This is a genomic window from Streptomyces sp. A1277 (genome assembly GCF_004795015.1).
Classification (GTDB): Bacteria; Actinomycetota; Actinomycetes; order Streptomycetales; family Streptomycetaceae; genus Streptomyces.
Window position 1 is genome coordinate 85,094 of sequence record NZ_SSBI01000001.1, and the last position, 22,809, is coordinate 107,902.

Below are 22,809 nucleotides of genomic sequence, written 5' to 3' on the forward strand. Positions count from 1 at the left end.
TAGATCAACCAGCTTGCTGCTTCAGGAGATTGACGAGTGCGGGCAGCGCCTCAGCGGCGGTTGCCCGGCACACCAGGTCACCGTCCTGAGGCCCCTCCAGCGGGTACGGCATGAACTGGCCGTCGTGCCAGAAGCCCTCCGGGTCCAGGTAGACGATCTGCATGCCGCGAGCACGGGCACGAGCCTGAACCTTGCGTCGGTCGGCGTGCAGGCCGACGACGAGGAGTGCCTTGGCGCCGTCGACCCACTCGATGTCGGGTACGGCCTGGTCGTAGCGGCGCATGAAGCACTCGTCGAGCCCGGCCCGGGCGGCGAGCACGTCGAAGTTGTTGGTGATGACCGGACCGACGAGGTGCCCGGCGTCCTTCAGTTCCTTCAGCGCCCACATGGCCGGGGTCGGCTCGGCCAGGAAGCAGGCACGGAACATCTCCACGAATTCCGCAGTCTTCTCCTCCGGCTCCGTTAGCACCTCGTGGAGGAGCGTGTCCGCTGTCGGGGAGAGGGTGAAGCGGTGCTCCCGCGGCTCGTGGCCCTGGCGGTCGGTGACCCGGTAGATCTCGTGGAGCCGGTGCAGGGGCGGGATGCCCGCCTCGACCGACGTACCGCATCCGATCTCCACCTGGAACGGTCGCAGGTTCGCGAGGACGGACAGATCCGGCACGTGGGTCGGCGTGCCGGGCCGGTCTTTGAACCTGATTCCGGTGGAGAGCACGTTCCACGGCAGTTGCCGGACAGCGGGCGGCGGCGCGTAGGACACAGAGGCGATCTGCACGTCCAGGCTCCGGTAGCCGGCTGGGAGGGTGCGGCCCGCAGCGGCGTCCTGAGGGTGGACGTCGTGCTCGGTGATCCGGCACTTCAGATCCCGGCGGGTCCATAAGAATCCACCGGGAGCCTCCTTCCAGCCGCCTGCGGCGAGCGAATCCCACAGGGCGTCGTGGTGCGCGGCGACCTCGTCGGCCGGAGCGGACGCGGAGTGATAGAGGTACAGGTCGGTCAAGCCGATGGCCGGCGCAGCCGTGGTGGGCACCAGTCCGTACCGGTAGCGGTAGTGAATGATCCGCCGCCGTGCGTCGTCGGAGGCCGCCCAGCCGGACTGACCGGCGGTGGCCTTCTCCTGGGTGCGGCGCCAGATGCCTTCCTCGATGTAGCGGGGGCGGTCGGCATCGCCGAAGTACGTCTTCCAGACCTGCTGCTGGTCGGGGACGAGCTGGTCGATGACGATGTACGGGATGTCCATGATCCCTCCCTGGGGAATCACGCGTGGATGTTCCAGATGGCTGACGAGGTGCCGGTCGTCCCGCTCCGGGCAGCCGAAGCCGCGCTGAGCGGGGCGGTTCTTCAGCGCCGCTCGACGAGAGAGCAGCGTGGGACGCTCCGGCGGTCGAGCGCGGGCAGACGGCGGCGGTGCCGCGAGCGGCCTCAGCGGTCGGCGGGCAGGCTGGCGTCCGGTGCGACGGCGGTGGGCCGCTGGCCCGCTCCTTCAAGGAGCGGGCCAGCGTGCTCACGCAGTGCCCAGGCCGGGCCGACCAGGCCGGTGACGGCCAGGAACGTGAGCGCGATTCGACCTCCGTGATCGGCCCGTGCGGTTCTGGATGCGGCGATTCGGGCATGGCGGCGCCGCGCCCCGGTCACGAGGTGCCGCCGAGGGCGCGCTCGTGCGCCTCCAAGAGGCGGCTGGTCTGCGCGTACAGCCGCTCCAGCTCTGCCGTGGTGAGGATGAGTGCGCCGTCGAGGGTCGAGCCGTCGTCGAAGTGGAACTCGACGGGGACCGATCCCTGCCGGGCCCTCCGGTCGTAGACCGAGTCCCGGCCGGCCAGCAGCGTGGCGTGCGTGGCCTTCGCGGGCACCGGCCTGAGCGTCGTCCCGTCGGCGGGCGCGGACCACTGGGTTCCGCCTCCGGGCGGGCGCAGGTGGTAAGTCGTGGCGGAGCCCTCGCCGGGGAGGGCGACCACGACACCGACACGACCCTCACGGGCGCTGTCAGTGGCGAGGTCGCCGAGCCGCGGAGTGAAGGGTGTTGCCGTACCTAACTCGACTCCCTGCGAGGGGAGATGGGGAAAGGGCTGTCGCGTCATGCTCTGAAGTTAGGGACACGACGACCCCCGAATATGAGCCGGAGGAATACGACCCCTATCCGTCCAGGTGGAAGCGGTCGGACATGCGCCGCAACTTCTCCCGCGTCACTGCTCGTTCCGCGTAGACGATGCTGCGTAGCGTCGAACGGGCGATGGGGTGGTTCCGCACGAGCTGGGGCGCGATCCGCTCAGCTGTCTCCAGCTCGGCCAGGGCGTTTATGCGGTTCCCGTCCCACAGCCAGGCACGCGCGACATCCATGTGGTGATGGCCCTGACGGGAGTTGGGCAGCGACCCGACCAGGTCTGGGCTGGTACGACGGTTTATCTCAAGGGCCTTGCCCTGCTTGCCCATCTCCAGAGCCACGCTGATGGCGTGGATCTGCACGTTCCCGGCGGAGAAGGTCAGCGAATGCCGGTCGTACACCGGCACTCCGACGTACGCGTCCATGCGTTCGGCAGCAGCCTTCGCGTGACCGATACGGTCCTCGGCCTCCGAGGCGCGGCCGGCTCGGGCGGCGGAAACCGCGGCTCGCAGCTGCAGCGTGCCCCAGGCTCGTACGGCCAGCGGCTCGCCACGGTCGTACTCCTGCTCCACCGAGGTGATCGCCTTGTCCGAGAGCATCAGGGCGTCGGTCCAGTCAGCCGTCGCCCACATGTCCCAGACCCGCATCCAGTCGGCGACGGCGGGCAACACGGGATCCCCCGACAGCCTGGCCGACCACGCGGCCCGCTCGCACGCCATGGCTACCAGTTCGGGATGCCCGAGGGCGTGTGCGGCGGTGTGCGCGAACTTGCAGCACACGGCGTAGACGGCGTACGCCTCCTCCCGCTCGTGCCCCTCCGACTCCTCGGCCAGGGCACGCGCCTCGCGGAACAGGTCGGGGAGAACCCGGAGAATCGCCACGTTGGAAGCGGTGTCCCGCAGGCGGTGCAGCCGGGTCACCTCACGCCACAGCTGCGACGAGGGTCGCGGAGTCCCATCGAATACGGGGACGAGGTCGTAGCGGCGCAGTTCGCGCAGAATCGATGAGGCGGCGACCTGCCACTGGTTGTCGTCGGGGGAGTTGCTGTACGGGCGTCCGATCAGGTCGTTCGGGTGGACGTGCAGCTCGGCGGCCACCTGGTTGAGGAGCCCGACCCGGTCCAGCTCGATCAGGCCACGCTCCATCTTCGACACCCAGCCCTGGGACTTCCCCAGGGCCGTTGCCAGGTCGGCCTGCGGCATGCCCAGCCGCAGCCTCGCCCTGCGAGCGCGCTTGCCGATCTCCTCGGCTTCCTCCAGCATCTGGACACCTCCCGGCCGCCGGACGTTCCGGCGCGACCGCCGGTCTGTCCGTACAGAGTTCGTCTCCTGCACGGTACCCATGACGCGGCCTCCGCGTGAGAGACCTCGTCCCGTACCGGCGGTCGGCCGCTCGTCCGAGCCAGGCACCGAGTCCCCCGCTGTGCTGCACCACGGCAGAGGATCATGTCGATGAGACACCCCTCGTCGCATTCCGCCGGAGGCAGCCAGTGACCGTCGTAACCGTCTTGCACCCTGGAGCCATGGGCGCGGCGGTCAGCGCCGAGCTTGTCGGCGGCGGCCACGAGGTGCTGTGGGTGCCGAAGGAGCGCAGCGCGGAGACGCGGCGCCGCGCGGGGGAGGCCCGCGCCACAGCCTGTGACTCGCTTGCGGAAGCTCTGTCCCGTAGCGCGGTTGTTCTCTCGGTCTGTCCACCGCAGGCGGCGGAGGACGTGGCCGGGGCCGTAGCTGCGCACGCTTTCGACGGGGTGTACGTCGATGTCAACGCCATTAGCCCTCAGCGCGTACGGAGGATCGACGAGGAGATCCGCCCCGGCTCCGTAGTCGTCGACGGTTCCGTTTTCGGTCAGCCACCGGGCGCAGGGCGTACGGCACGGCTCTACCTCGCAGGGTCCGGCTCCGCCGTTGACCTGGTCGCGTCATTGTTCGCGGACACCGCCCTGCACGTGTGCCGGGTCGGTGACGTGGTCGGTTCTGCTTCCGCTCTGAAGATGGCCTTTGCCAGTTACCAGAAGGCCGCTCGTACGCTCGCCGGCGTCGCGCACGCGCTGGCCGACGCCCATGGGGTCGGCGAGCAGCTGACAGCCGAAGCGGAGGTCATGGTCTCCGCGATTCTCTCCGATCCGGAGTACCTGCCGAGCGTGGCGGCTCGGGCCTGGCGGTGGGCGCCTGAGATGGAGGAGGTCGCCGATGCGCTTCGTGCTGCCGGTCTGCCTGCGGACATGGCCGAGGCCACGGCCCGGGTTCTCTCCTGCTGGGAACGGGACAAGGGCCAGTACGACATCACCGTCGCAGAAGTCCTTTCCCGACTACGGAAACCGGACGGCTCAACAAGAAAGGCCCCGGTCATTGACCAGGGCCTTGATTCAAAGAGCGGGTGACGAGAATCGAACTCGCGCTCTGAGCTTGGGAAGCTCATGTTCTACCATTAAACTACACCCGCGTGACGCAGCCGCTGATCAGCGACGCATCGTTCCACACTGTACCCCATCGCGGACCGCCCCAGGTGTGGGCTGTGACGGGGAGGGTGATGTGGGTGTCGGGGGCGGGAGTTGGGGGCGTAGCGTGGGTGGTCGGAGTGCCGCGTGGAGGGGCGTCCTGTTCATCCCCTAATGTGGCGGTCTCGTCCACGGCTTGATGGGGAAGGGACTAGATGGACTCCATGGAGCGCACCGTCGTCCGCTGTGCCGAAGGGCACGTTTTCGCTACCACCTCGTTTCCGATGCAGCAGCTCGGGGCCGGGCGGATCGGGCCAGGGCGGCTGATCCGTTGTCCTCGTTGTGCTCGGTTGCGGCATGCAGTGCCTGTGGTGTTCGAGCAGCGGTAGCGGGCGGGTGACAGGCGCGCGGGCGGCCCGATGGGGGTGGGCCCGCGCGTTCTGCGTATCCTCGGTGGGTGCTTCTCTCAGACAAGGACATCCGGGCCGAGATCGACGCCGGACGCGTACGTATTGATCCATTCGATGCGTCGATGGTGCAGCCCTCGAGCATCGATGTGCGGCTCGACCGCTACTTCCGGGTGTTCGAGAACCACCGTTACCCGCACATCGACCCGGCCGTCGAGCAGGTCGATCTGACCCGTACCGTCGAGCCGGACGGGGACGAGGCGTTCATCCTGCACCCCGGGGAGTTCGTGCTGGCGTCGACGTACGAGGTCATCTCGCTGCCCGACGATCTCGCGTCGCGGCTGGAGGGGAAGAGTTCGCTCGGCCGGCTCGGGCTGGTCACGCATTCCACGGCCGGGTTCATCGATCCCGGTTTCTCCGGGCACGTGACCCTGGAGCTGTCGAATCTGGCGACGCTGCCGATAAAGCTGTGGCCGGGGATGAAGATCGGTCAGCTGTGTATGTTCCGGCTGAGTTCTCCTTCGGAGTTTCCTTACGGCTCCGAGCGGTACGGATCTCGTTATCAGGGGCAGCGCGGGCCGACCGCGTCGCGCTCCTACATGAATTTCCACCGGACGCAGGTGTGAGGGCCCGATGAGTGACGATGTGCGGGAGAACCTGACGTACGACGGCTTCGGGCATGCCGTGCGGGAGCTGGCGCAGGCCGTGGCCGACGACGGGTACGAGCCGGACGTGGTGCTGAGCATCGCGCGCGGCGGGGTGTTCGTCGCGGGCGCTCTCGCGTACGCGCTGGACTGCAAGAACATCCACCTGGTGAACGTGGAGTTCTATACGGGTGTGGGCACCACCTTGGAAATGCCCGTCATGCTGGCGCCCGTGCCCAACGTCATCGACTTCTCGGAGAAGAAGGTCCTGATCGCCGACGATGTCGCCGATACCGGGAAGACGCTGAAGCTGGTGCGTGATTTCTGCATCGATCACGTCGCCGAGGTGCGGTCCGCGGTCATCTACGAGAAGTCCCACTCGCTCGTGAAATGCGAGTACGTGTGGAAGAAGACCGATCGCTGGATCAACTTCCCGTGGAGTGTGGAGAAGCCCGTCGTGCGGCGTAGCGGGCAGGTTCTCGACGCCTGAGTGAGTACGTGTGAGGGCCCGGTGGCGGATTTCTCCGTCGCCGGGCCCTTTTTCTTTCCGGGGTCAGATCGTGCCCAGTTTCAGGATCGACACGAGTGCCAGCAGCTGGATCGCCGACGCGCCCAGCGCCTTCGGCCACGGCAGGTCGTGCGACTTGCTCACCATCGAGGTGAGGAGCGCCGCCGCGGCCAGCCAGGTGAGCCAGCCGAGGATCATGACCAGGGAGTTCTCGCCGCCCAGGAACATCGCGAACACCAGGCGCGGGACGTCCGTGATGGACATGATCAGCATGGACAGGCCCACCGTCGGCTGCCACGAGCCGTCGCCGCCGAGCTGGCGGGCCAGTGTGTGGGTGACCGCGCCCAGCACCAGGCCGCCGAGCACGAAGCAGACGCCCGTGATGAGGACGTACGGGACCACGCTGGAGACCGGGGTGTGGATCGCGTCGTCGCGGGCCTGGTCGAAGCCGAAGAGGGCGAGCAGGCCGTAGAGGAACGTCACGATCAGGGCGGGGCCCCAGACCGGGTAGTCGCGCATCTGCCAGAACGTCGGGCCGGGGCGCGTCACGATGCCGCTGAGCAGCTGCTTCCAGTGCAGGCGCGGGCCCATGGGCGGGGCCGGGGAGTGGCCGGCGCGGTAGGCGTTGCCGTCGCTGTACGGCTCCTCGTCGATGCTGAACGCCTGCGTGTGGCCGGGGTTGTTCGCGTACGGGTCGCCGTGGTGCGGGCCGCCCTGCTGGGGGTACGGGTCGGCGAAGTACTCGGGCTCGTCGGGGCCGCCGCCGGTGTAGCCGCCACCGTCGCGCCCGCCCGAGCGGTAGGCGCCGCCGGGGTTGTAGCCGCCGCCGGCGGGGTAGGCACCGCCGTCGTGGAGGCCCGGTGCGGCGTGGTGCGGGGCGCCCGGTCCTCCCGTCGGCGGCCATGGCTGCTGTCCGTACGGCGGCGGAGGCGCCTGATTGCCGTACGGCTGCTGCCGCGGTTGCTGTTGCCCTTGCGGGGTGCGGTTGTCCCGGCCGCGTCCGATCCTGAATCCAGCCACGTCATCGAACGTACCTGCTCGTTCGGGGGCGGGCGCCGGGAGCAGGGGAACTGGCCTGCCTTTGACGCCCGACTGTGACATCCCCTAAGGGAACCCCGGGGGGCTGTCCGGAGCATGCCCCCCCGGTGGGAAAGCAGAAGCGGCCGGTCCTGCCCCCGAGGCAGGTCCGACCGCTTTGCTCCGCCGTGGCGCGGGTCCGGCTACTTCGCCGGTTCCGGCTCCGGTGCGTCGGCCGATTCCGGCTCGCCCGCCGGGTCGGCCGGGGTCTTCACGGAGTCGAGCAGCAGCTGCGACACGTCGACCACCTGGATCGACTCCTTCGCCTTGCCGTCGTTCTTCTTGCCGTTGACCGAATCGGTCAGCATGACCAGGCAGAACGGGCAGGCCGTGGAGACGATGTCCGGGTTGAGGGAGAGGGCTTCGTCGACGCGCTCGTTGTTGATGCGCTTGCCGATCCGCTCCTCCATCCACATCCGGGCACCACCGGCGCCGCAGCAGAAGCCGCGCTCCTTGTGGCGGTGCATCTCCTCGTTCCGCAGGCCCGGGACCTTCGCGATGATCTCGCGCGGGGGCGTGTAGATCTTGTTGTGACGGCCCAGGTAGCAGGGGTCGTGGTACGTGATCAGGCCCTCGACCGGGGTCACCGGGATCAGCTTGCCCTCGTCGATGAGGTGCTGGAGCAGCTGCGTGTGGTGGATGACCTCGTACTCGCCGCCGAGCTGCGGGTACTCGTTGGCGATCGTGTTGAAGCAGTGCGGGCAGGTCGCGACGATCTTCTTCGTCGCCTTCGCCTTCTTGGTCGAGTCGTCCTCGTCGTCCTCGCCGAAGGCCATGTTCAGCATCGCGACGTTCTCGGCGCCGAGCTGCTGGAACAGCGGCTCGTTGCCCAGGCGGCGGGCCGAGTCACCCGTGCACTTCTCGTCGCCACCCATGATCGCGAACTTGACGCCCGCGATGTGGAGGAGTTCGGCGAAAGCCTTGGTGGTCTTCTTCGCGCGGTCCTCCAGGGCGCCGGCGCAGCCGACCCAGTAGAGGTAGTCGACCTCGGTGAGGTCCTCGACGTCCTTGCCGACGATCGGGACCTCGAAGTCGACCTCCTTGGTCCACTCGACGCGCTGCTTCTTGGCGAGCCCCCAGGGGTTGCCCTTCTTCTCCAGGTTCTTGAGCATGGTCCCCGCCTCGGACGGGAACGCGGACTCGATCATCACCTGGTAGCGGCGCATGTCGACGATGTGGTCGACGTGCTCGATGTCGACCGGGCACTGCTCCACGCACGCACCGCAGGTGGTGCAGGACCAGAGGACGTCCGGGTCGATGACGCCGTTCTCCTCCAGCGTGCCGATCAGGGGGCGCTCGGCCTCCGCGAGGGCGGCCGCGGGGACGTCCTTCAGCTGTTCGGCCGAAGCCTTCTCCTCGCCCTCCATGTCCTTGCCGCCGCCGGCCAGCAGGTACGGGGCCTTGGCGTGCGCGTGGTCGCGCAGGGACATGATCAGGAGCTTGGGGGAGAGCGGCTTGCCGGTGTTCCAGGCGGGGCACTGCGACTGGCAGCGGCCGCACTCGGTGCACGTGGAGAAGTCGAGGATGCCCTTCCAGGAGAACTGCTCGACCTGGGAGACACCGAAGACGGCGTCCTCGGCCGGGTCCTCCCAGTCGATCTCCTTGCCGCCCGTGGTCATGGGCTGGAGCGCGCCGAGCGCGACCTCGCCGTCGGCGTTCCGCTTGAACCAGATGTTCGGGAAGCCGAGGAATCGGTGCCAGGCGACACCCATGTTGGTGTTGAGCGAGACCGTGATCATCCAGATCAGCGAGGTGCCGATCTTGATCATCGCGACGAAGTAGATGAGGTTCTGCAGCGTGCCGAGCGCCAGTCCCTTGAAGGCGAGGACCAGCGGGTACGAGACGAAGTACGCGGCCTCGTAGCCGTCGACGTGGTGGATCGCGCCCTCAAGGCCGCGCAGGGTCAGGATCGCCAGGCCGATGACGAGGATGACGTACTCGACGAAGTACGCCTGCCATGCCTTCGAGCCGGCGAAGCGGGACTTGCGGCCCGCCCGGGACGGGAGGTTCAGCAGCCGGATGGCGATCAGCACGAGGATGCCGACCGTCGTCATCAGGCCGATGAACTCGATGTACAGCTCGAACGGCAGCCATTCACCGATGATCGGCAGGACCCAGTCGGCCTTGAACAGCTGCCCGTACGCCTGGAGCAGTGTCGGCGGCAGGGTCAGGAAGCCGATGGCGACGAACCAGTGCGCGAAGCCGACGATCCCCCACCGGTTCATCCGGGTGTGGCCGAGGAATTCCCTGACCAGGGTGAGGGTGCGCTGCTTCGGGTTGTCGGTGCGACTGCCGGCCGGGACCGGCTGTCCGAGCGTGACGAACCGGTAGATCTGCGCGACGGCTCGGGCGATGAGCGCAACGCCGACCACGGTCAGCACCAGCGACACGATGATCGCGGCGAGTTGCATTGGGGGCTCCTCGGGCCTGCGAGGGTGGGATCGATCCAGCGTCTACTAGCGAGTACTGCGTCTGCCGGTGAGCACTGGGACGTGAGCACCGGGACTACGAGTATCGCTACTACTAAGCAGTAACTTAATCAGTCTGTGCTGACACTATCCACTTATTCCGCCGTCCTGTAGCCGGGCAGGCGGTGATCTGTGTCGCTCAGGTGTGCCTTGCCGCGCCGCCGCAGGGCACGGGCCGCCTCGCGCAGGGGAGCGCCGGCCGCCCCGGCGAGGACCGCCAGGTCCAGCCGCAGCCCCTGATGCTCCGCGTAGTGCTGGTCGAGGAGGTCCGCCTCGTCCCACGGCATCCCCGAGCGGTGGCGCACCTGGGCCAGGCCGGTGAGGCCGGGCTTCAGCTCCGACCGCCAGTGTCGCGCACCTCCGGACCCGTTCCGTACGTCGCCCGGGGCGAGCGGCGCCGGACCGACGAGGGAGAGCTCGCCCCGTACGACGTGGTGCAGCCGGGAGACCACGTCCAGCTTGAGGCGGCGGGTGCGCAGGGAGCGCAGGACGAAGGGGTGGCCGTGCAGCCCGGTGCGGGGCGAGCGTGTCAGTACGTCCGCCGAGCGGTGCCGGGCGGCGAGCGCCAGGGCGGCGGCGGTGAGCAGGGGGGCGGCCAGGAGCAGCAGGGCCGAGCCGAGGAGTACGTCGAGGGTGCGTTTGGCGGTCGGGCGGGGAAGGGGTGCGGGGGCCAGGGCCCGCAGGGTCTCGCGCGCGGTCGCCAGGCGGGATGCCCGTGGCGGGCGCCAGGGGCGCGGCCGGGGTCCTCTTCTCCACTGTCCCTGCGTACGCATCGTTCGCACCTGCCTGGAATCGGCGGATCGGATGCCGGTTTTGCACTGCTCACGGCATTTTGTGACAGAACAATCCCATGCGGCCATGATGGGGAGGGGTTGTATGACTCGCGGGCGGGCAGGTGTCGCCGGTGGCGCGAGGTGTGTGCACGTAAGTTGAGTCGATCTGACTCAGGTCTGTTGACTCCGGGACGGGTGTCGTGCATCCTTGAGTCAGATCCACTCAAGTAGTCAGTTGGAGGAATCGAAATGGCACGTGCGGTCGGCATCGACCTGGGCACGACTAACTCCGTCGTCAGCGTTCTCGAAGGCGGCGAGCCCACCGTCATCACCAACGCAGAGGGCGCCAGGACCACGCCGTCCGTCGTCGCCTTCGCGAAGAACGGCGAGGTGCTGGTCGGCGAGGTCGCCAAGCGCCAGGCAGTGACCAACGTCGACAGGACCATCCGCTCCGTCAAGCGCCACATGGGCACTGACTGGAAGGTCGACCTGGACGGCAAGAGCTTCAACCCGCAGCAGATGAGCGCCTTCATCCTGCAGAAGCTCAAGCGTGACGCCGAGTCGTACCTGGGCGAGAAGGTCACCGACGCGGTGATCACCGTCCCGGCGTACTTCAACGACTCCGAGCGCCAGGCGACGAAGGAGGCCGGCGAGATCGCGGGCCTGAACGTCCTGCGCATCGTGAACGAGCCGACGGCCGCCGCGCTGGCGTACGGGCTCGACAAGGACGACCAGACGATCCTCGTCTTCGACCTCGGTGGCGGCACCTTCGACGTGTCCCTCCTGGAGATCGGCGACGGCGTCGTCGAGGTGAAGGCCACCAACGGTGACAACCAGCTCGGTGGCGACGACTGGGACCAGCGCGTCGTCGACTACCTGGTGAAGCAGTTCGCCAACGGGCACGGCGTGGACCTCTCCAAGGACAAGATGGCTCTCCAGCGTCTGCGCGAGGCCGCGGAGAAGGCGAAGATCGAGCTGTCCTCCTCGACGGAGACCACGATCAACCTGCCGTACATCACGGCGTCCGCCGAGGGCCCGCTGCACCTGGATGAGAAGCTCACGCGCTCGCAGTTCCAGCAGCTCACCGCGGACCTCCTGGACCGTTGCAAGACCCCGTTCCACAACGTCATCAAGGACGCGGGCATCCAGCTCTCCGAGATCGACCACGTCGTTCTCGTCGGTGGCTCGACCCGTATGCCGGCCGTCACCGAGCTCGTCAAGGAGCTGACCGGTGGCCAGGAGGCCAACAAGAGCGTGAACCCGGACGAGGTCGTCGCCATCGGCGCCTCGCTCCAGGCCGGCGTCCTCAAGGGCGAGGTCAAGGACGTCCTGCTCCTCGACGTCACCCCGCTGTCCCTCGGCATCGAGACCAAGGGCGGCATCATGACGAAGCTCATCGAGCGCAACACCACGATCCCGACCAAGCGCTCCGAGATCTTCACGACGGCCGAGGACAACCAGCCGTCCGTGCAGATCCAGGTCTACCAGGGCGAGCGCGAGATCGCGGCGTACAACAAGAAGCTCGGGATGTTCGAGCTGACCGGTCTGCCGCCGGCCCCGCGCGGCGTCCCGCAGATCGAGGTCGCGTTCGACATCGACGCCAACGGCATCATGCACGTCGCCGCGAAGGACCTCGGCACCGGCAAGGAGCAGAAGATGACCGTCACCGGCGGCTCCTCGCTGCCGAAGGACGAGGTCAACCGGATGCGTGAGGAGGCCGAGAAGTACGCGGAGGAGGACCACGCCCGCCGCGAGGCCGCCGAGTCGCGCAACCAGGGCGAGCAGCTCGTCTACCAGACCGAGAAGTTCCTCAAGGACAACGAGGACAAGGTCCCCGGTGACGTGAAGGCGGAGGTGGAGACCGCGCTCACCGAGCTGAAGGAGAAGCTCAAGGGCGAGGACACCGCCGAGATCCGCACGGCCACCGAGAAGGTCGCGGCCGTCTCCCAGAAGCTGGGCCAGGCGATGTACGCCAACGCCCAGGCCGAGGGCGGCCCGCAGGACGCGCAGCCGGGTGCCGAGCAGGCGCAGGGCGACGCCCAGGACGATGTCGTGGACGCCGAGATCGTCGACGACGAGAAGGACACCAAGGGCGGTGCGGCGTGACCGAGGAGACTCCGGGCTTCGAGGAGGAGCCCGACGTCCCCTCCGGCGCCACCCCTGAAGACGCCGAGCCGAAGGCCGCCACCCCCTCCGAGGAGGAGGCGGCGGCCCCGGCCGGGGACGCGAACCAGATCACGGCACTCACCGCGCAGCTGGACCAGGCACGCAGCGCGCTCACCGAGCGCACCGGCGACCTCCAGCGGCTTCAGGCCGAGTACCAGAACTACCGCCGCCGCGTGGAGCGGGACCGGGTCACGGTCAAGGAGATCGCCGTCGCGAACCTCCTGTCCGAGCTCCTGCCCGTGCTCGACGACGTCGGCCGGGCCCGGGAGCACGGAGAGCTCGTGGGCGGGTTCAAGTCGGTGGCCGAATCGCTGGAGACGGTCGTCGCGAAGCTCGGCCTGCAGCAGTTCGGCAAGGAGGGCGAGCCCTTCGACCCGACGATCCACGAGGCCCTGATGCACAGCTACGCGCCGGACGTCACGGAGACGACCTGCGTGGCGATCCTGCAGCCCGGGTACCGGATCGGCGAGCGCACGATCCGTCCCGCGCGGGTCGCGGTCGCCGAGCCCCAGCCGGGGGCGGCCCCCGCGGCCGCGAAGGAAGAGAAGGCAGACGACGAGGAGAGCGGTGGCGGCGAGGAGGTCTGACATTCCGTCCGATCACCTGGCAGCACACCGCCCGGCCACCAGGACCTTCCGTCCGGGCCGTGCCAGGGCCTTCGGGCCCGGCACCGCCCGGACGGGAGGCTCCCGGCCGGTCGTCCGGAAGGAGGGACGTCGATGAGTACGAAGGACTTCGTCGAGAAGGACTACTACAAGGTTCTCGGCGTCCCCAAGGACGCCACCGACGCCGAGATCAAGAAGGCGTACCGGAAGCTCGCCCGCGAGTTCCACCCGGACGCCAACAAGGGCGACGACAAGGCGGAGGAGCGCTTCAAGGAGATCTCCGAGGCGAATGACGTCCTCGGCGACACCAAGAAGCGCAAGGAGTACGACGAGGCGCGCGCCCTCTTCGGCAACGGCGGCTTCCGGGCCGGGCCGGGCGGCGCCCAGGGCAACTTCAACTTCGACCTGGGGGACCTCTTCGGGGGCGCCCCGGGCGGGGGCCAGGGCGGCGCCGGCGGTTTCGGCGGCGGTGGCGGCCTCGGCGACGTGTTCGGCGGCCTGTTCAACCGCGGCGGCGGCGCCGGTACGCGGGTGCAGCCGCGGCGCGGTCAGGACATCGAGTCCGAGGTGACGCTCAGCTTCACCGAGGCGGTCGACGGGGCCACGGTCCCGCTGCGGATGTCCAGCCAGGCACCCTGCAAGGCGTGCTCCGGCACCGGCGACAAGAACGGCACCCCCAGGGTCTGCCCGACCTGCGTCGGCACCGGACAGGTCTCGCGCGGCAGCGGCGGCGGTTTCTCGCTGACCGACCCGTGCGTGGACTGCAAGGGCCGCGGCCTCATCGCCCAGGACCCCTGCGAGGTCTGCAAGGGCAGCGGCCGGGCCCGCTCCTCGCGGACCATGCAGGTGCGCATCCCGGCGGGCGTCTCGGACGGCCAGCGCATCCGGCTGCGCGGCAAGGGCGCGCCCGGCGAGCGCGGCGGACCGGCCGGCGACCTGTACGTCGTGGTCCACGTCGACGCCCACCCGGTCTTCGGCCGCAAGGGCGACAACCTCACCGTCACGGTGCCCGTCACCTTCACGGAGGTGGCGCTCGGCGGCGAGGTGAAGGTCCCCACGCTCGGCGGGCCGCCCGTGACGCTGAAGCTTCCGGCCGGTACCCCGAATGGGCGTACGATGCGGGCCCGCGGCAAGGGCGCGGTCCGCAAGGACGGCACCCGGGGCGACCTCCTGGTCACCGTCGAGGTGAGCGTGCCCACCGACCTGGGCACCGAGGCCAGGGACGCACTGGAGACCTACCGCGAGGCGACCGCGGGCCAGGACCCGCGGGCGGAGCTGTTCCAGGCGGCGAAGGGAGCTTGAGGTGGACGGCCGACGGCGTAACCCGTACGAACTGACCGACGAGTCCCCGGTGTACGTGATCTCGATCGCGGCCCAGCTCTCGGGCCTGCATCCGCAGACACTGCGCCAGTACGACCGCCTCGGCCTGGTCTCCCCCGACCGCACGGCCGGACGCGGCCGGCGCTACTCGGCCCGCGACATCGAACTGCTGCGCACCGTGCAGCAGCTGTCGCAGGACGAGGGCATCAACCTCGCCGGCATCAAGCGCATCATCGAGCTGGAGAACCAGGTCGCGGCCCTGCAGCAGCGCGTCGCCGAACTCTCGGCGGCCGTGGACGGCGCCGCGGCGGCGATGCAGCAGCGCGAGGCGCAGGTCCACGCGTCGTACCGGCGCGACCTGGTCCCCTACCAGGACGTGCAGCAGGCCGGCGCGCTGGTGGTCTGGCGGCCCAAGCGGCCGAAGGACTGAGCGGCCCCCCCGCCCGCGCGTACGCGGCCCGTCATCCCGGTGTTCCGGGCATGGCGGGCCGCGTCGTCGTGTGCGGTGAGGAGGGCTCGGCGACGCCGGAACGGACGAGCAGGGCGCCGAGGTGGGTGCGGCTGGTGGCGCCGAGGGCCTGCATGAGCCGGGAGATGTGGGCGCGGCAGGTGCGGACGCTGATGCCGAGCTTGCGGGCCACGACCTGGTCGGTGTTCCCCTCGACGAGGAGGCGGGCGACGCTCAGCTGGGTCGGGGTGACCGAGGTGTGGGGCGGGGCGGCCTGGAGGGGGGCCGTGAGCGGGTTGGCCTGGGCCCACAGCACTTCGTACACCTGGATCAAGTAGCGCACGAGCGCGGGGTGGCGGATCTCCAGGGCGACGTCGCGGCTGGCGCTGGCGGGGATGAAGGCCACGGTGCGGTCGAAGACGAAGAGGCGCTCGACCGTCTGCTCGATGGTGCGTACCTGGATGTGGCCGGCCGGCACCTCGTGGAGGTATGCCTTGATGGCCGGGCTGTAGCGGGCCGGGTGCTGGTAGAGGTGGCGCAGTGTCACGCCCCGCTCGGACATCGTCAGGGCGCGTTCCAGTGCCTTCTTGAGCTGCTCGACGGGCCGGTTGCCGCTGGGCTGCAGGGTCAGGACCTCGTCCCGCGCGCCGTCCGTGGCGTTCTGGATGGCCGCCTCGATCAGCGGGATGCCTTCGAGGACGGTGATGGCGAGATTGGGATCGGTGCTGGCGACGGAGGCCAGGGGTGCCAGCGAGTCGGCCAGGGCGGCGGAGAGCCTGATGCGTTCGTGGATCTCCCGTGTGACCGGCTGCAGCAGATGGGCCAGGGCCGCGGACGGCGGCACCGGACGGATCCAGCCGTTGTCCTGGGGGTCGGGATGGACGAGGGCCAACTCGGTGAGGCAGGGGGCTGGTTCCAGTGCGGTCCGGGGTATCCGTCCCGCGCTGAGCGCCTCGGTGTAGATACTGACCGCCGCCTCGCACAGTTCCAGGTCTCCGTGCGGGTGGTGCGATATGTCTTCTTCTCTGCCCATTCGCGACCCCCCACTTTCGGCAGTGCAGCAAGATGACGGTGGTGGAAGCGTAGTCCCCGGGCCACTGTGGAGGTGTCGGGGAAGCCGGGAACTTCCCCGGCTGATCCAGGGCCTGGCCACACTTCTCCCCCGTTGGGTGGCCATGCCTTGCCGGCCCGGGGGGTGGGGATCTTTGGGGCCCGGCCCGGTCAGGAGTCCTGTTCCAGGATCCCTGACCGGGCGATCAGGTACCCCAGCTGGGCCCGGCTGGTGCTGCCGAGGATGACGGACAGCTTGGCCACGTGGGCTCGGCAGGTGCGGACGTTCATTCCCAGGCGGCGGGCTATGGCCTCGTCCACATGCCCTTCTACGAGGAGTTGTGCGATGGAGCGCTGAACACCGCTGACGCCTTTGGGGGCTGGGGGGTACGGAAGCTCACCCAGGAGAGGGGACGCGCGGTTCCAGAGCTGTTCGAAGACCTTGATCAAGTAGTCGACCAGCCCGGGGTGACGCAACTCCAGGGCGACTTGGTCGTCGCTGCGCGCGGGAATGAAGGCGACTGTCCGGTCGAAGACGATCAGCCGGGCGATGAGTTCCTCGAGTGTGCGTATCTCCACCTTGCCGTCGGCCAGTCGCTCGGCATAGGCGAGCGTCCCCTGACTGTGCCGGACGGTGTGCTGGTAGAGGGTGCGCATGCTCACTCCTCGGTGCACCACCAGCAGAGCGCGCTCCAGGCCCTCCCGGAGGCGGTCTTCACCGCGGTCGCCTCCTGGCTGGACCGTGAGGACCTCCGTGCGGCACTCCGCAGTGGCCAGGTCGAGGGCGGCGTTGATCCGGTGTTTTCCCTCCAGCACGGTAATGGCGTGAGTGGTAGGGGGTACCTGCGCGCTGATGTCCATGAACGGCTCGAATGACTCGGTCAGTTCGAGGGAGCGGCGCCGGCGCTCCTGGATCTCGCGTTCGATGGGGTGAAGGCGCTGAGCGAGCGCTGTGGACGGCGGGAGCGGCCGGAGCCAGTCCGGGTCGTCGGGGTCCGGATGGAGGAGGGCGAAGTCCATCAGACAGGGGGCCGAAGTCGCTTCCTCCCGGGAGATGCGTCCCGAGCGCAACGCGCTGGCGTAAAGACGCCCTCCGTCGGCGCAGAGATCAGTGATCCCGTGGTGATGTGTCCCCTTTGGGTCACTTGTAGCCATATCCGCACCCCCCAGGTTCCTGAACATGCAGGAACATGATGCATCGACTCAGTGGTGTTCGTGTGCCCAGGTGAGACATCGTCTTAGGTGCGGGGGAGAAGAATCCACAAGTGAGGACGAAGCTGACTATGTATAAGCGAATGCTTCGCTCGGCGCTTGCCGCCTCGTTCGTCGCTGGCCTGGGCTACGGCGTTCTGGGTGGCGCCGGCGAGATCGGTACGGGGGCTGAGAAGCCCGTCGGCCCCAGTGAGATCAGCTGGAGTGTCGAGGCTGTTGGATCATCCGGCGAGATCAGCTGGCTCTCCCAGGCATCCGTCGCGTCGACCGAGATCAGCTGGAATTCGCTGCCGACCCGGGCGGGCGCCTGACATGACCACCCCGCCGGACGACCGGACCTTCCGGCGCGAGATGGCGACCGCCTACCGGTCAGGGTGGCATTTCATCGATCTCGTCACGGCGCTGCCCCACCGTGGTGACTCGTTGATGGTCACTCTGTTCGGCGATCCGGTCGTCGTCGCCCGCGAGGACGACGGCGAGCTCCGCGCCTACCGTTGCCTGCGCAAGCCGCGGGGCGCGCCGCAGCCGGTGCGCTGCGCCATCCGCTACGACATGATTTTCGTGAACCTCGCACAGCGTGACCACCAGCTGTTCGAACCCGAAGCCATTTCCGCCACCCCCCGCAGTGCCTGAGCGATCCCCCGTCGTTCCACGTCGCTCAGTCACTCCCCCACACAACGGCGCCACCGTGACCTGAACACGGTGGCGCCGTTGTGCTGTGTCCGGACGTCTCAGCCGCGGCCGAGCGCCCGGTCGAGGGTGATCTCGATGACGACCCGGTCGGGGTTGGGCGAGGGCACGCGGTCGTAGCGCTCCGTGTGACGGCGTACCGCGTCCGCGACCCTGTCCGGGTCGGTGCTGACGCGGGCCACGCCCTCCAGGGTCGCCCAGCGGCGGCGGTGCACCTGGCACGCCGCGACGCGGGCGCCGTCCGGGCCGGCGGCCAGGATGTTGGCGACCTTGCGGCTGTGCTTGTTGGTGATGACGCGGGCGAGGCCGGCCTCGGGGTCGTACGTCACGCACACCGGCACCACGTGCGGGGTGCCGTCCGGGCGGAGCGTGGTGAGCGTGCACACGTGGTTCTCGCGCCAGAAGGCGAGGTACTCGGGGCCGGGGTGGTGTACGTCGACTGCCATGGGCCACAGCGTAGGCGGGCCCCGGAGCGCTGCGGTGGCGGGTACCCGGGGCGGCCGCTTCACTCGGAGGTGGGGCGGGCCGGGTTTTCGCCTTGAGTGGAATGGGCTCAGCTCTGGGCGGCCTCGGCATTGAGTGGAATAGACTCAACTTTGTACACGTTGACCGTGTCATAGAAGTGAGACCGGAGCCCGTCATCGCGAGGAGGAGACAGCGCACGTGGACGCCGAGCTGACCAACAGGAGCCGGGACGCCATCAACGCGGCCACCAGCAGGGCCGTGAAGGACGGTCACCCCGATCTGACCCCGGGGCATCTGCTGCTCGCGCTGCTCTCGGGTGAGGACAACGAGAACCTGATCGATCTGCTGGCCGCCGTCGAGGCCGACCAGATCGCCGTACGCACCGAGACCGAAAGGCTCCTGGGCGCGCAGCCCAGCGTGACCGGGTCGACCGTCGCACCGCCCCAGCCCAACCGCGAGCTGCTCGCCGTCATCGCGGACGCCGCGCAGCGCGCCGGGGAGCTGGGCGACGACTACATCTCCACCGAGCACCTGCTGATCGGGATCGCAGCGAAGGGCGGCCGTGCCGGTGAGATCCTCGACGGACAGGGGGCCAGTGCGAAGAAGCTGCTGGACGCGTTCGAGAAGAGCAGGGGAGGGCGACGGGTGACCACTGCCGACCCGGAGGGCCAGTACAAGGCCCTGGAGAAATTCGGCACGGACTTCACCGCGGCCGCGCGCGAGGGCAAGCTCGACCCGGTCATCGGCCGTGACCAGGAGATCCGCCGCGTCGTCCAGGTGCTCTCGCGGCGCACCAAGAACAACCCGGTGCTCATCGGTGAGCCCGGCGTCGGCAAGACCGCCGTGGTCGAAGGGCTCGCCCAGCGCATCGTCAAGGGCGACGTGCCCGAGTCCCTGAAGAACAAGCGGCTCGTCTCGCTGGACCTGGGCGCCATGGTCGCGGGCGCGAAGTACCGCGGCGAGTTCGAGGAGCGCCTGAAGACCGTCCTGTCCGAGATCAAGGAGAGCGACGGCCAGATCATCACCTTCATCGACGAGCTGCACACCGTCGTGGGCGCGGGCGCGGGCGGCGACTCCGCCATGGACGCGGGCAACATGCTCAAGCCGATGCTGGCCCGCGGCGAGCTGCGGATGGTCGGCGCCACCACGCTGGACGAGTACCGCGAGCGGATCGAGAAGGACCCCGCCCTGGAGCGCCGCTTCCAGCAGGTGCTGGTGGCGGAGCCGTCCGTCGAGGACACCATCGCGATCCTGCGCGGGCTCAAGGGCCGTTACGAGGCCCACCACAAGGTGCAGATCGCGGACGCCTCGCTGGTCGCCGCCGCGACCCTGTCCGACCGCTACATCACCTCCCGCTTCCTGCCGGACAAGGCCATCGACCTGGTGGACGAGGCGGCCTCCCGGCTGCGCATGGAGATCGACTCCTCGCCCGTCGAGATCGACGAACTCCAGCGCTCCGTCGACCGGTTGCTCATGGAGGAGCTGGCGCTCAAGAACGAGACCGACGCCGCCTCCCGGCAGCGCCTGGAGAAGCTGCGCCGCGACCTCGCCGACAAGCAGGAGGAGCTGCGCGGGCTCAACGCCCGCTGGGAGAAGGAGAAGCAGGGCCTCAACCGGGTCGGTGAGCTGAAGGAGCGCCTGGACGACCTGCGCGGCCAGGCCGAACGCGCCCAGCGCGACGGCGACTTCGACACCGCCTCCAAGCTGCTCTACGGGGAGATCCCCGGCCTGGAGCGCGAGCTGGCCGAGGCCGACGAGGCCGAGCAGGAGGCCGCCCGCGAGCCCAAGGAGACCCTGGTCAAGGAGGAGGTCGGGCCGGACGACATCGCCGATGTGGTGGGCGCCTGGACCGGCATCCCGGCAGGCCGCCTGCTGGAGGGCGAGACGCAGAAGCTGCTGCGCATGGAGGCGGAGCTCGGCCGGCGCCTGATCGGGCAGACCGAGGCCGTGCAGGCCGTCTCGGACGCGGTACGCCGCACCCGGGCCGGTATCGCCGACCCCGACCGGCCCACCGGGTCGTTCCTCTTCCTCGGCCCGACCGGTGTCGGCAAGACCGAGCTGGCGAAGGCACTCGCGGACTTCCTCTTCGACGACGAGCGGGCCATGGTCCGCATCGACATGAGCGAGTACAGCGAGAAGCACAGCGTCGCCCGGCTGGTCGGCGCCCCGCCCGGATACGTCGGCTACGAGGAGGGCGGCCAGCTCACGGAGGCGGTCCGCCGCCGCCCGTACAGCGTCGTCCTGCTGGACGAGGTCGAGAAGGCCCACCCCGAGGTCTTCGACATCCTGCTCCAGGTCCTGGACGACGGCCGGCTCACCGACGGACAGGGCCGGACGGTGGACTTCCGCAACACCATCCTGATCCTCACGTCCAACCTCGGCAGCCAGTTCCTGACCGACCCCCTGACCAAACCGGAGGAGAAGAAGCGGCAGGTCATGGAGGTCGTCCGGGCCTCCTTCAAGCCGGAATTCCTCAACCGGCTGGACGACCTGGTCGTCTTCTCCGCCCTGTCCGGCGACGAGCTCGCGCACATCGCGGGGCTCCAGATCGACCGGCTCGCGGCGCGCCTGGCCGACCGCCGGCTCACCCTGGAGGTCACCCCTCAGGCCCTGTCCTGGCTGGCCGAGGAGGGCAACGACCCGGCGTACGGCGCCCGGCCGCTGCGCCGCCTCATCCAGACGGCGATCGGCGACCGGCTCGCCAAGGAGATCCTGGCGGGCGAGATCAAGGACGGCGACACGGTCCGCGTGGACCGGTTCGAGGACGGACTCATCGTCGGCGCGGCGACCTGAGACGGCCCGGCGGGGGCCGTCGGCCGGGAATGTGACACCCGAGAAGTCGGGTGTCACATTCCTGCGCCTCGTGTGATCCATTCTTCAACATCGGTATCGAGCCAAACGTTGCGCCCGGCTCCCGGTGCGTGAACTCCCTCCCGGGAGTTGTCGCGACCCCCGTACACCGCTTCTGGCAAGGGAGTTCGCGACGTGGAGCCGTGCCGTCCGGTCAGGGGGGTGCGTATAAAGCAGGACACCGCGCTTCACCTGCGGCTATCTGCCCGCGGTTGGGGTTAGAGGTCGAATCGGGTGGCCGGTAGCGTGCCCGCATGAACGAGCGGATAGGCGATGAGATAACCAACGGGCCCAAGAAGTCCAGATCTGACAATCTCTTTCACCTTGGCGAATTCCGTACTCTTTGGTCTGCTTATGCTCAGTCGATCCTGGGCGACCAGCTGGCGCGTGTGGCGCTGTCGTTGCTTGTTTTCGAACGTACGGACTCGCCGGGATGGACCGCGGCAACCTATGCCCTGACCACCCTGCCGGCCCTGTTGTCCGGGGTACTGCTCTCCGGTCTGGCGGACCGGTTCCCCCGGCGCACGGTCATGATCAGCTGTGACCTGACCCGGATGGTGCTCGTCGGGCTGATGGCACTGCCGGGGATGCCGCTGCCGCTGCTCGCCGGACTGCTGGTCCTGGCGCAGCTGGCCGAGGCACCTTTCGGCGCCGCCCAGGGCGCGCTGCTGCCCACCGTGCTCGGCGTCGAGCGCTACGAGCGGGGCCAGCGGATCATGCAGATCACCCACCAGGTCGGCCAGCTGGTCGGTTTCGCCGGGGGCGGGCTGCTCGCCGCGTGGCTGGGCAGCAACCGCTCGCTGGCGGTGAACGCGGTGACCTTCCTGCTTTCCGCGGCCCTCATCCGGTTCGGGGTGAAGGCCCGCCCGGTGACGAGCACCGAGGCCCGTACGGCGAAGCTCGGCGCCCGGGTCGGCGGCGCCGCCGCACTGATCTGGTCGGATCGCAGACTTCGCTCGCTGCTCGTACTGGGCTGGCTCGCGGGCTTCGTCGTCCTGCCGGAGGGGCTGGCCGCCCCGTTCGCGGACGAGACCGGCGGCGGGGCCTACACGGTGGGGCTGCTGCTCGCCTCGCATCCGGCGGGCATGGTGCTGGGGGCGGCCCTGCTGGGACGGCCTGGGGTCGGGGACGAGACCCGGCGCCGGCTGCTCGGCCCGCTGGCGGTCGCCGCGAACCTGCCGCTGGTCGCCTACTTGCTGGACCCCAGTGCGGAAGCGGCGATGCTCCTGCTGCTCGTCGCCGGGGTGTTCTCGGCCTACCAGATCACCGCCGGGGCCACCTTCGTCCTGCTGACCCCGGCCGACCGGCGCGGCCAGGCACTGGGGCTCGCCCGGTCGGGCATGATCGCCATGCAGGGCATCGGCGTGGCGTCCGGTGGCGCGGTGACCGAGCTGACCGGCTCCTCGGCGACCACCATCGGGGCCTCCGGGCTCCTCGGGGTGGTCTGCGCCTTCCTCGCCGCCACGGCCTGGGCCCGGGCCCGGGGCACCGGGGCCGGGATGATTCCGGAGAAGGCGTAGCCCGGGCGGTCTACGCCCCGGCGGCCAAACGCGGCTAGGGTCGTCGGCAGGAAACCACGAGATCCACAGGA

At 69.2% G+C, this 22,809-nt stretch carries 20 protein-coding genes and 1 tRNA gene; 11 read left to right on the forward strand and 10 right to left on the reverse strand.

Going from position 1 to position 22,809, the window contains the following annotated elements:
- Positions 1–4: 4 nt before the first annotated feature.
- From E6R18_RS00405 to E6R18_RS00420, 3 genes are all read right to left on the reverse strand, one after another.
- The gene (locus E6R18_RS00405; protein ID WP_136314801.1) at positions 5–1,237 is read right to left on the reverse strand and encodes a hypothetical protein; all 1,233 of its coding nucleotides are present in this window, start codon (positions 1,235–1,237) and stop codon (positions 5–7) included.
- A gap of 391 nt (positions 1,238–1,628) precedes the next feature.
- Positions 1,629–1,952 (reverse strand): hypothetical protein, encoded by a 324-nt coding sequence (locus E6R18_RS00415; protein WP_136314803.1) that lies wholly within the window; start codon positions 1,950–1,952, stop codon positions 1,629–1,631.
- A gap of 178 nt (positions 1,953–2,130) precedes the next feature.
- Positions 2,131–3,360, reverse strand: a complete 1,230-nt coding sequence (locus E6R18_RS00420) for a helix-turn-helix transcriptional regulator (RefSeq protein WP_136314804.1) — start codon at positions 3,358–3,360, stop codon at positions 2,131–2,133.
- 227 nt (positions 3,361–3,587) lie between these two features.
- Here E6R18_RS00420 and E6R18_RS00425 point away from each other — a divergent pair, with 227 nt between their 5' ends.
- Positions 3,588–4,478: a DUF1932 domain-containing protein gene (locus E6R18_RS00425; protein WP_136314805.1), complete on the forward strand. Its 891-nt coding sequence runs from the start codon at positions 3,588–3,590 to the stop codon at positions 4,476–4,478.
- On the opposite strand, the gene E6R18_RS00430 is transcribed toward E6R18_RS00425, so the two are convergent.
- A tRNA-Gly gene (locus E6R18_RS00430) sits at positions 4,470–4,540 on the reverse strand. The genes E6R18_RS00425 and E6R18_RS00430 overlap by 9 nt on opposite strands.
- Positions 4,541–4,992: 452 nt before the next feature.
- Here E6R18_RS00430 and dcd point away from each other — a divergent pair.
- Complete coding sequence (gene dcd / locus E6R18_RS00435) at positions 4,993–5,568, forward strand: dCTP deaminase (protein WP_136205423.1); 576 nt, start codon at positions 4,993–4,995, stop codon at positions 5,566–5,568.
- Between the two features lie 7 nt (positions 5,569–5,575).
- Complete coding sequence (locus tag E6R18_RS00440) at positions 5,576–6,076, forward strand: phosphoribosyltransferase (RefSeq protein WP_136314806.1); 501 nt, start codon at positions 5,576–5,578, stop codon at positions 6,074–6,076.
- Positions 6,077–6,139: 63 nt separating this feature from the next.
- On the opposite strand, the gene E6R18_RS00445 is transcribed toward E6R18_RS00440, so the two are convergent.
- The 3 genes from E6R18_RS00445 to E6R18_RS00455 all read right to left on the reverse strand — a co-directional run bounded on the left by E6R18_RS00445 (position 6,140) and on the right by E6R18_RS00455 (position 10,412).
- Positions 6,140–7,114 (reverse strand): Yip1 family protein, encoded by a 975-nt coding sequence (locus E6R18_RS00445; protein WP_136314807.1) that lies wholly within the window; start codon positions 7,112–7,114, stop codon positions 6,140–6,142.
- Positions 7,115–7,314: 200 nt separating this feature from the next.
- Positions 7,315–9,582 carry a (Fe-S)-binding protein gene (locus tag E6R18_RS00450; protein ID WP_136314808.1) on the reverse strand — a complete coding sequence of 756 codons (2,268 nt, stop codon included), beginning with the start codon at positions 9,580–9,582 and terminating at the stop codon, positions 7,315–7,317.
- Positions 9,583–9,734: 152 nt separating this feature from the next.
- Positions 9,735–10,412: a sugar transferase gene (locus E6R18_RS00455; protein WP_136314809.1), complete on the reverse strand. Its 678-nt coding sequence runs from the start codon at positions 10,410–10,412 to the stop codon at positions 9,735–9,737.
- A gap of 249 nt (positions 10,413–10,661) precedes the next feature.
- On the opposite strand from E6R18_RS00455, the gene dnaK reads away from it, so the two are divergent.
- The 4 genes from dnaK (at position 10,662) to E6R18_RS00475 (ending at position 14,933) form a co-directional block, all read left to right on the forward strand.
- The gene (gene dnaK / locus E6R18_RS00460) at positions 10,662–12,518 is read left to right on the forward strand and encodes a molecular chaperone DnaK (RefSeq protein ID WP_136314810.1); all 1,857 of its coding nucleotides are present in this window, start codon (positions 10,662–10,664) and stop codon (positions 12,516–12,518) included.
- Positions 12,515–13,165 carry a nucleotide exchange factor GrpE gene (gene grpE / locus E6R18_RS00465; RefSeq protein ID WP_136314811.1) on the forward strand — a complete coding sequence of 217 codons (651 nt, stop codon included), beginning with the start codon at positions 12,515–12,517 and terminating at the stop codon, positions 13,163–13,165. The genes dnaK and grpE overlap by 4 nt, the downstream gene beginning before the upstream one ends.
- Positions 13,166–13,297: 132 nt before the next feature.
- Positions 13,298–14,485 (forward strand): molecular chaperone DnaJ, encoded by a 1,188-nt coding sequence (gene dnaJ, locus E6R18_RS00470; RefSeq protein ID WP_136314812.1) that lies wholly within the window; start codon positions 13,298–13,300, stop codon positions 14,483–14,485.
- A gap of 1 nt (position 14,486) precedes the next feature.
- Positions 14,487–14,933 (forward strand): helix-turn-helix domain-containing protein, encoded by a 447-nt coding sequence (locus E6R18_RS00475; protein WP_136314813.1) that lies wholly within the window; start codon positions 14,487–14,489, stop codon positions 14,931–14,933.
- 31 nt (positions 14,934–14,964) lie between these two features.
- On the opposite strand, the gene E6R18_RS00480 is transcribed toward E6R18_RS00475, so the two are convergent.
- Together E6R18_RS00480 and E6R18_RS00485 are read right to left on the reverse strand one after the other, a co-directional pair.
- Positions 14,965–15,984, reverse strand: a complete 1,020-nt coding sequence (locus E6R18_RS00480) for a LuxR C-terminal-related transcriptional regulator (RefSeq protein WP_136314814.1) — start codon at positions 15,982–15,984, stop codon at positions 14,965–14,967.
- 188 nt (positions 15,985–16,172) lie between these two features.
- Positions 16,173–17,183 (reverse strand): helix-turn-helix transcriptional regulator, encoded by a 1,011-nt coding sequence (locus E6R18_RS00485; protein ID WP_206308172.1) that lies wholly within the window; start codon positions 17,181–17,183, stop codon positions 16,173–16,175.
- A gap of 83 nt (positions 17,184–17,266) precedes the next feature.
- Between E6R18_RS00485 and E6R18_RS00490 the strand changes: the two genes are divergently transcribed.
- Both E6R18_RS00490 and E6R18_RS00495 read left to right on the forward strand, forming a co-directional pair.
- Positions 17,267–17,524: a hypothetical protein gene (locus E6R18_RS00490; protein ID WP_136314815.1), complete on the forward strand. Its 258-nt coding sequence runs from the start codon at positions 17,267–17,269 to the stop codon at positions 17,522–17,524.
- 1 nt (position 17,525) lies between these two features.
- On the forward strand, positions 17,526–17,846 hold the full coding sequence (locus E6R18_RS00495; protein WP_136314816.1) for a (2Fe-2S)-binding protein: 321 nt from the start codon (positions 17,526–17,528) through the stop codon (positions 17,844–17,846).
- Positions 17,847–17,944: 98 nt separating this feature from the next.
- Here the strand turns inward: E6R18_RS00495 and E6R18_RS00500 are convergent, their stop codons facing one another.
- Positions 17,945–18,349, reverse strand: coding sequence for a TIGR03618 family F420-dependent PPOX class oxidoreductase (locus tag E6R18_RS00500; protein ID WP_136314817.1), 405 nt, complete (start codon positions 18,347–18,349; stop codon positions 17,945–17,947).
- Between the two features lie 217 nt (positions 18,350–18,566).
- Here E6R18_RS00500 and clpB point away from each other — a divergent pair, with 217 nt between their 5' ends.
- Positions 18,567–21,161, forward strand: a complete 2,595-nt coding sequence (gene clpB, locus E6R18_RS00505) for an ATP-dependent chaperone ClpB (RefSeq protein ID WP_136314818.1) — start codon at positions 18,567–18,569, stop codon at positions 21,159–21,161.
- A gap of 311 nt (positions 21,162–21,472) precedes the next feature.
- A complete protein-coding gene (locus E6R18_RS00510; RefSeq protein ID WP_168712248.1) occupies positions 21,473–22,738 on the forward strand; it encodes an MFS transporter in 1,266 nt (421 codons plus the stop codon).
- The last annotated feature ends 71 nt before the right edge of the window (positions 22,739–22,809 follow it).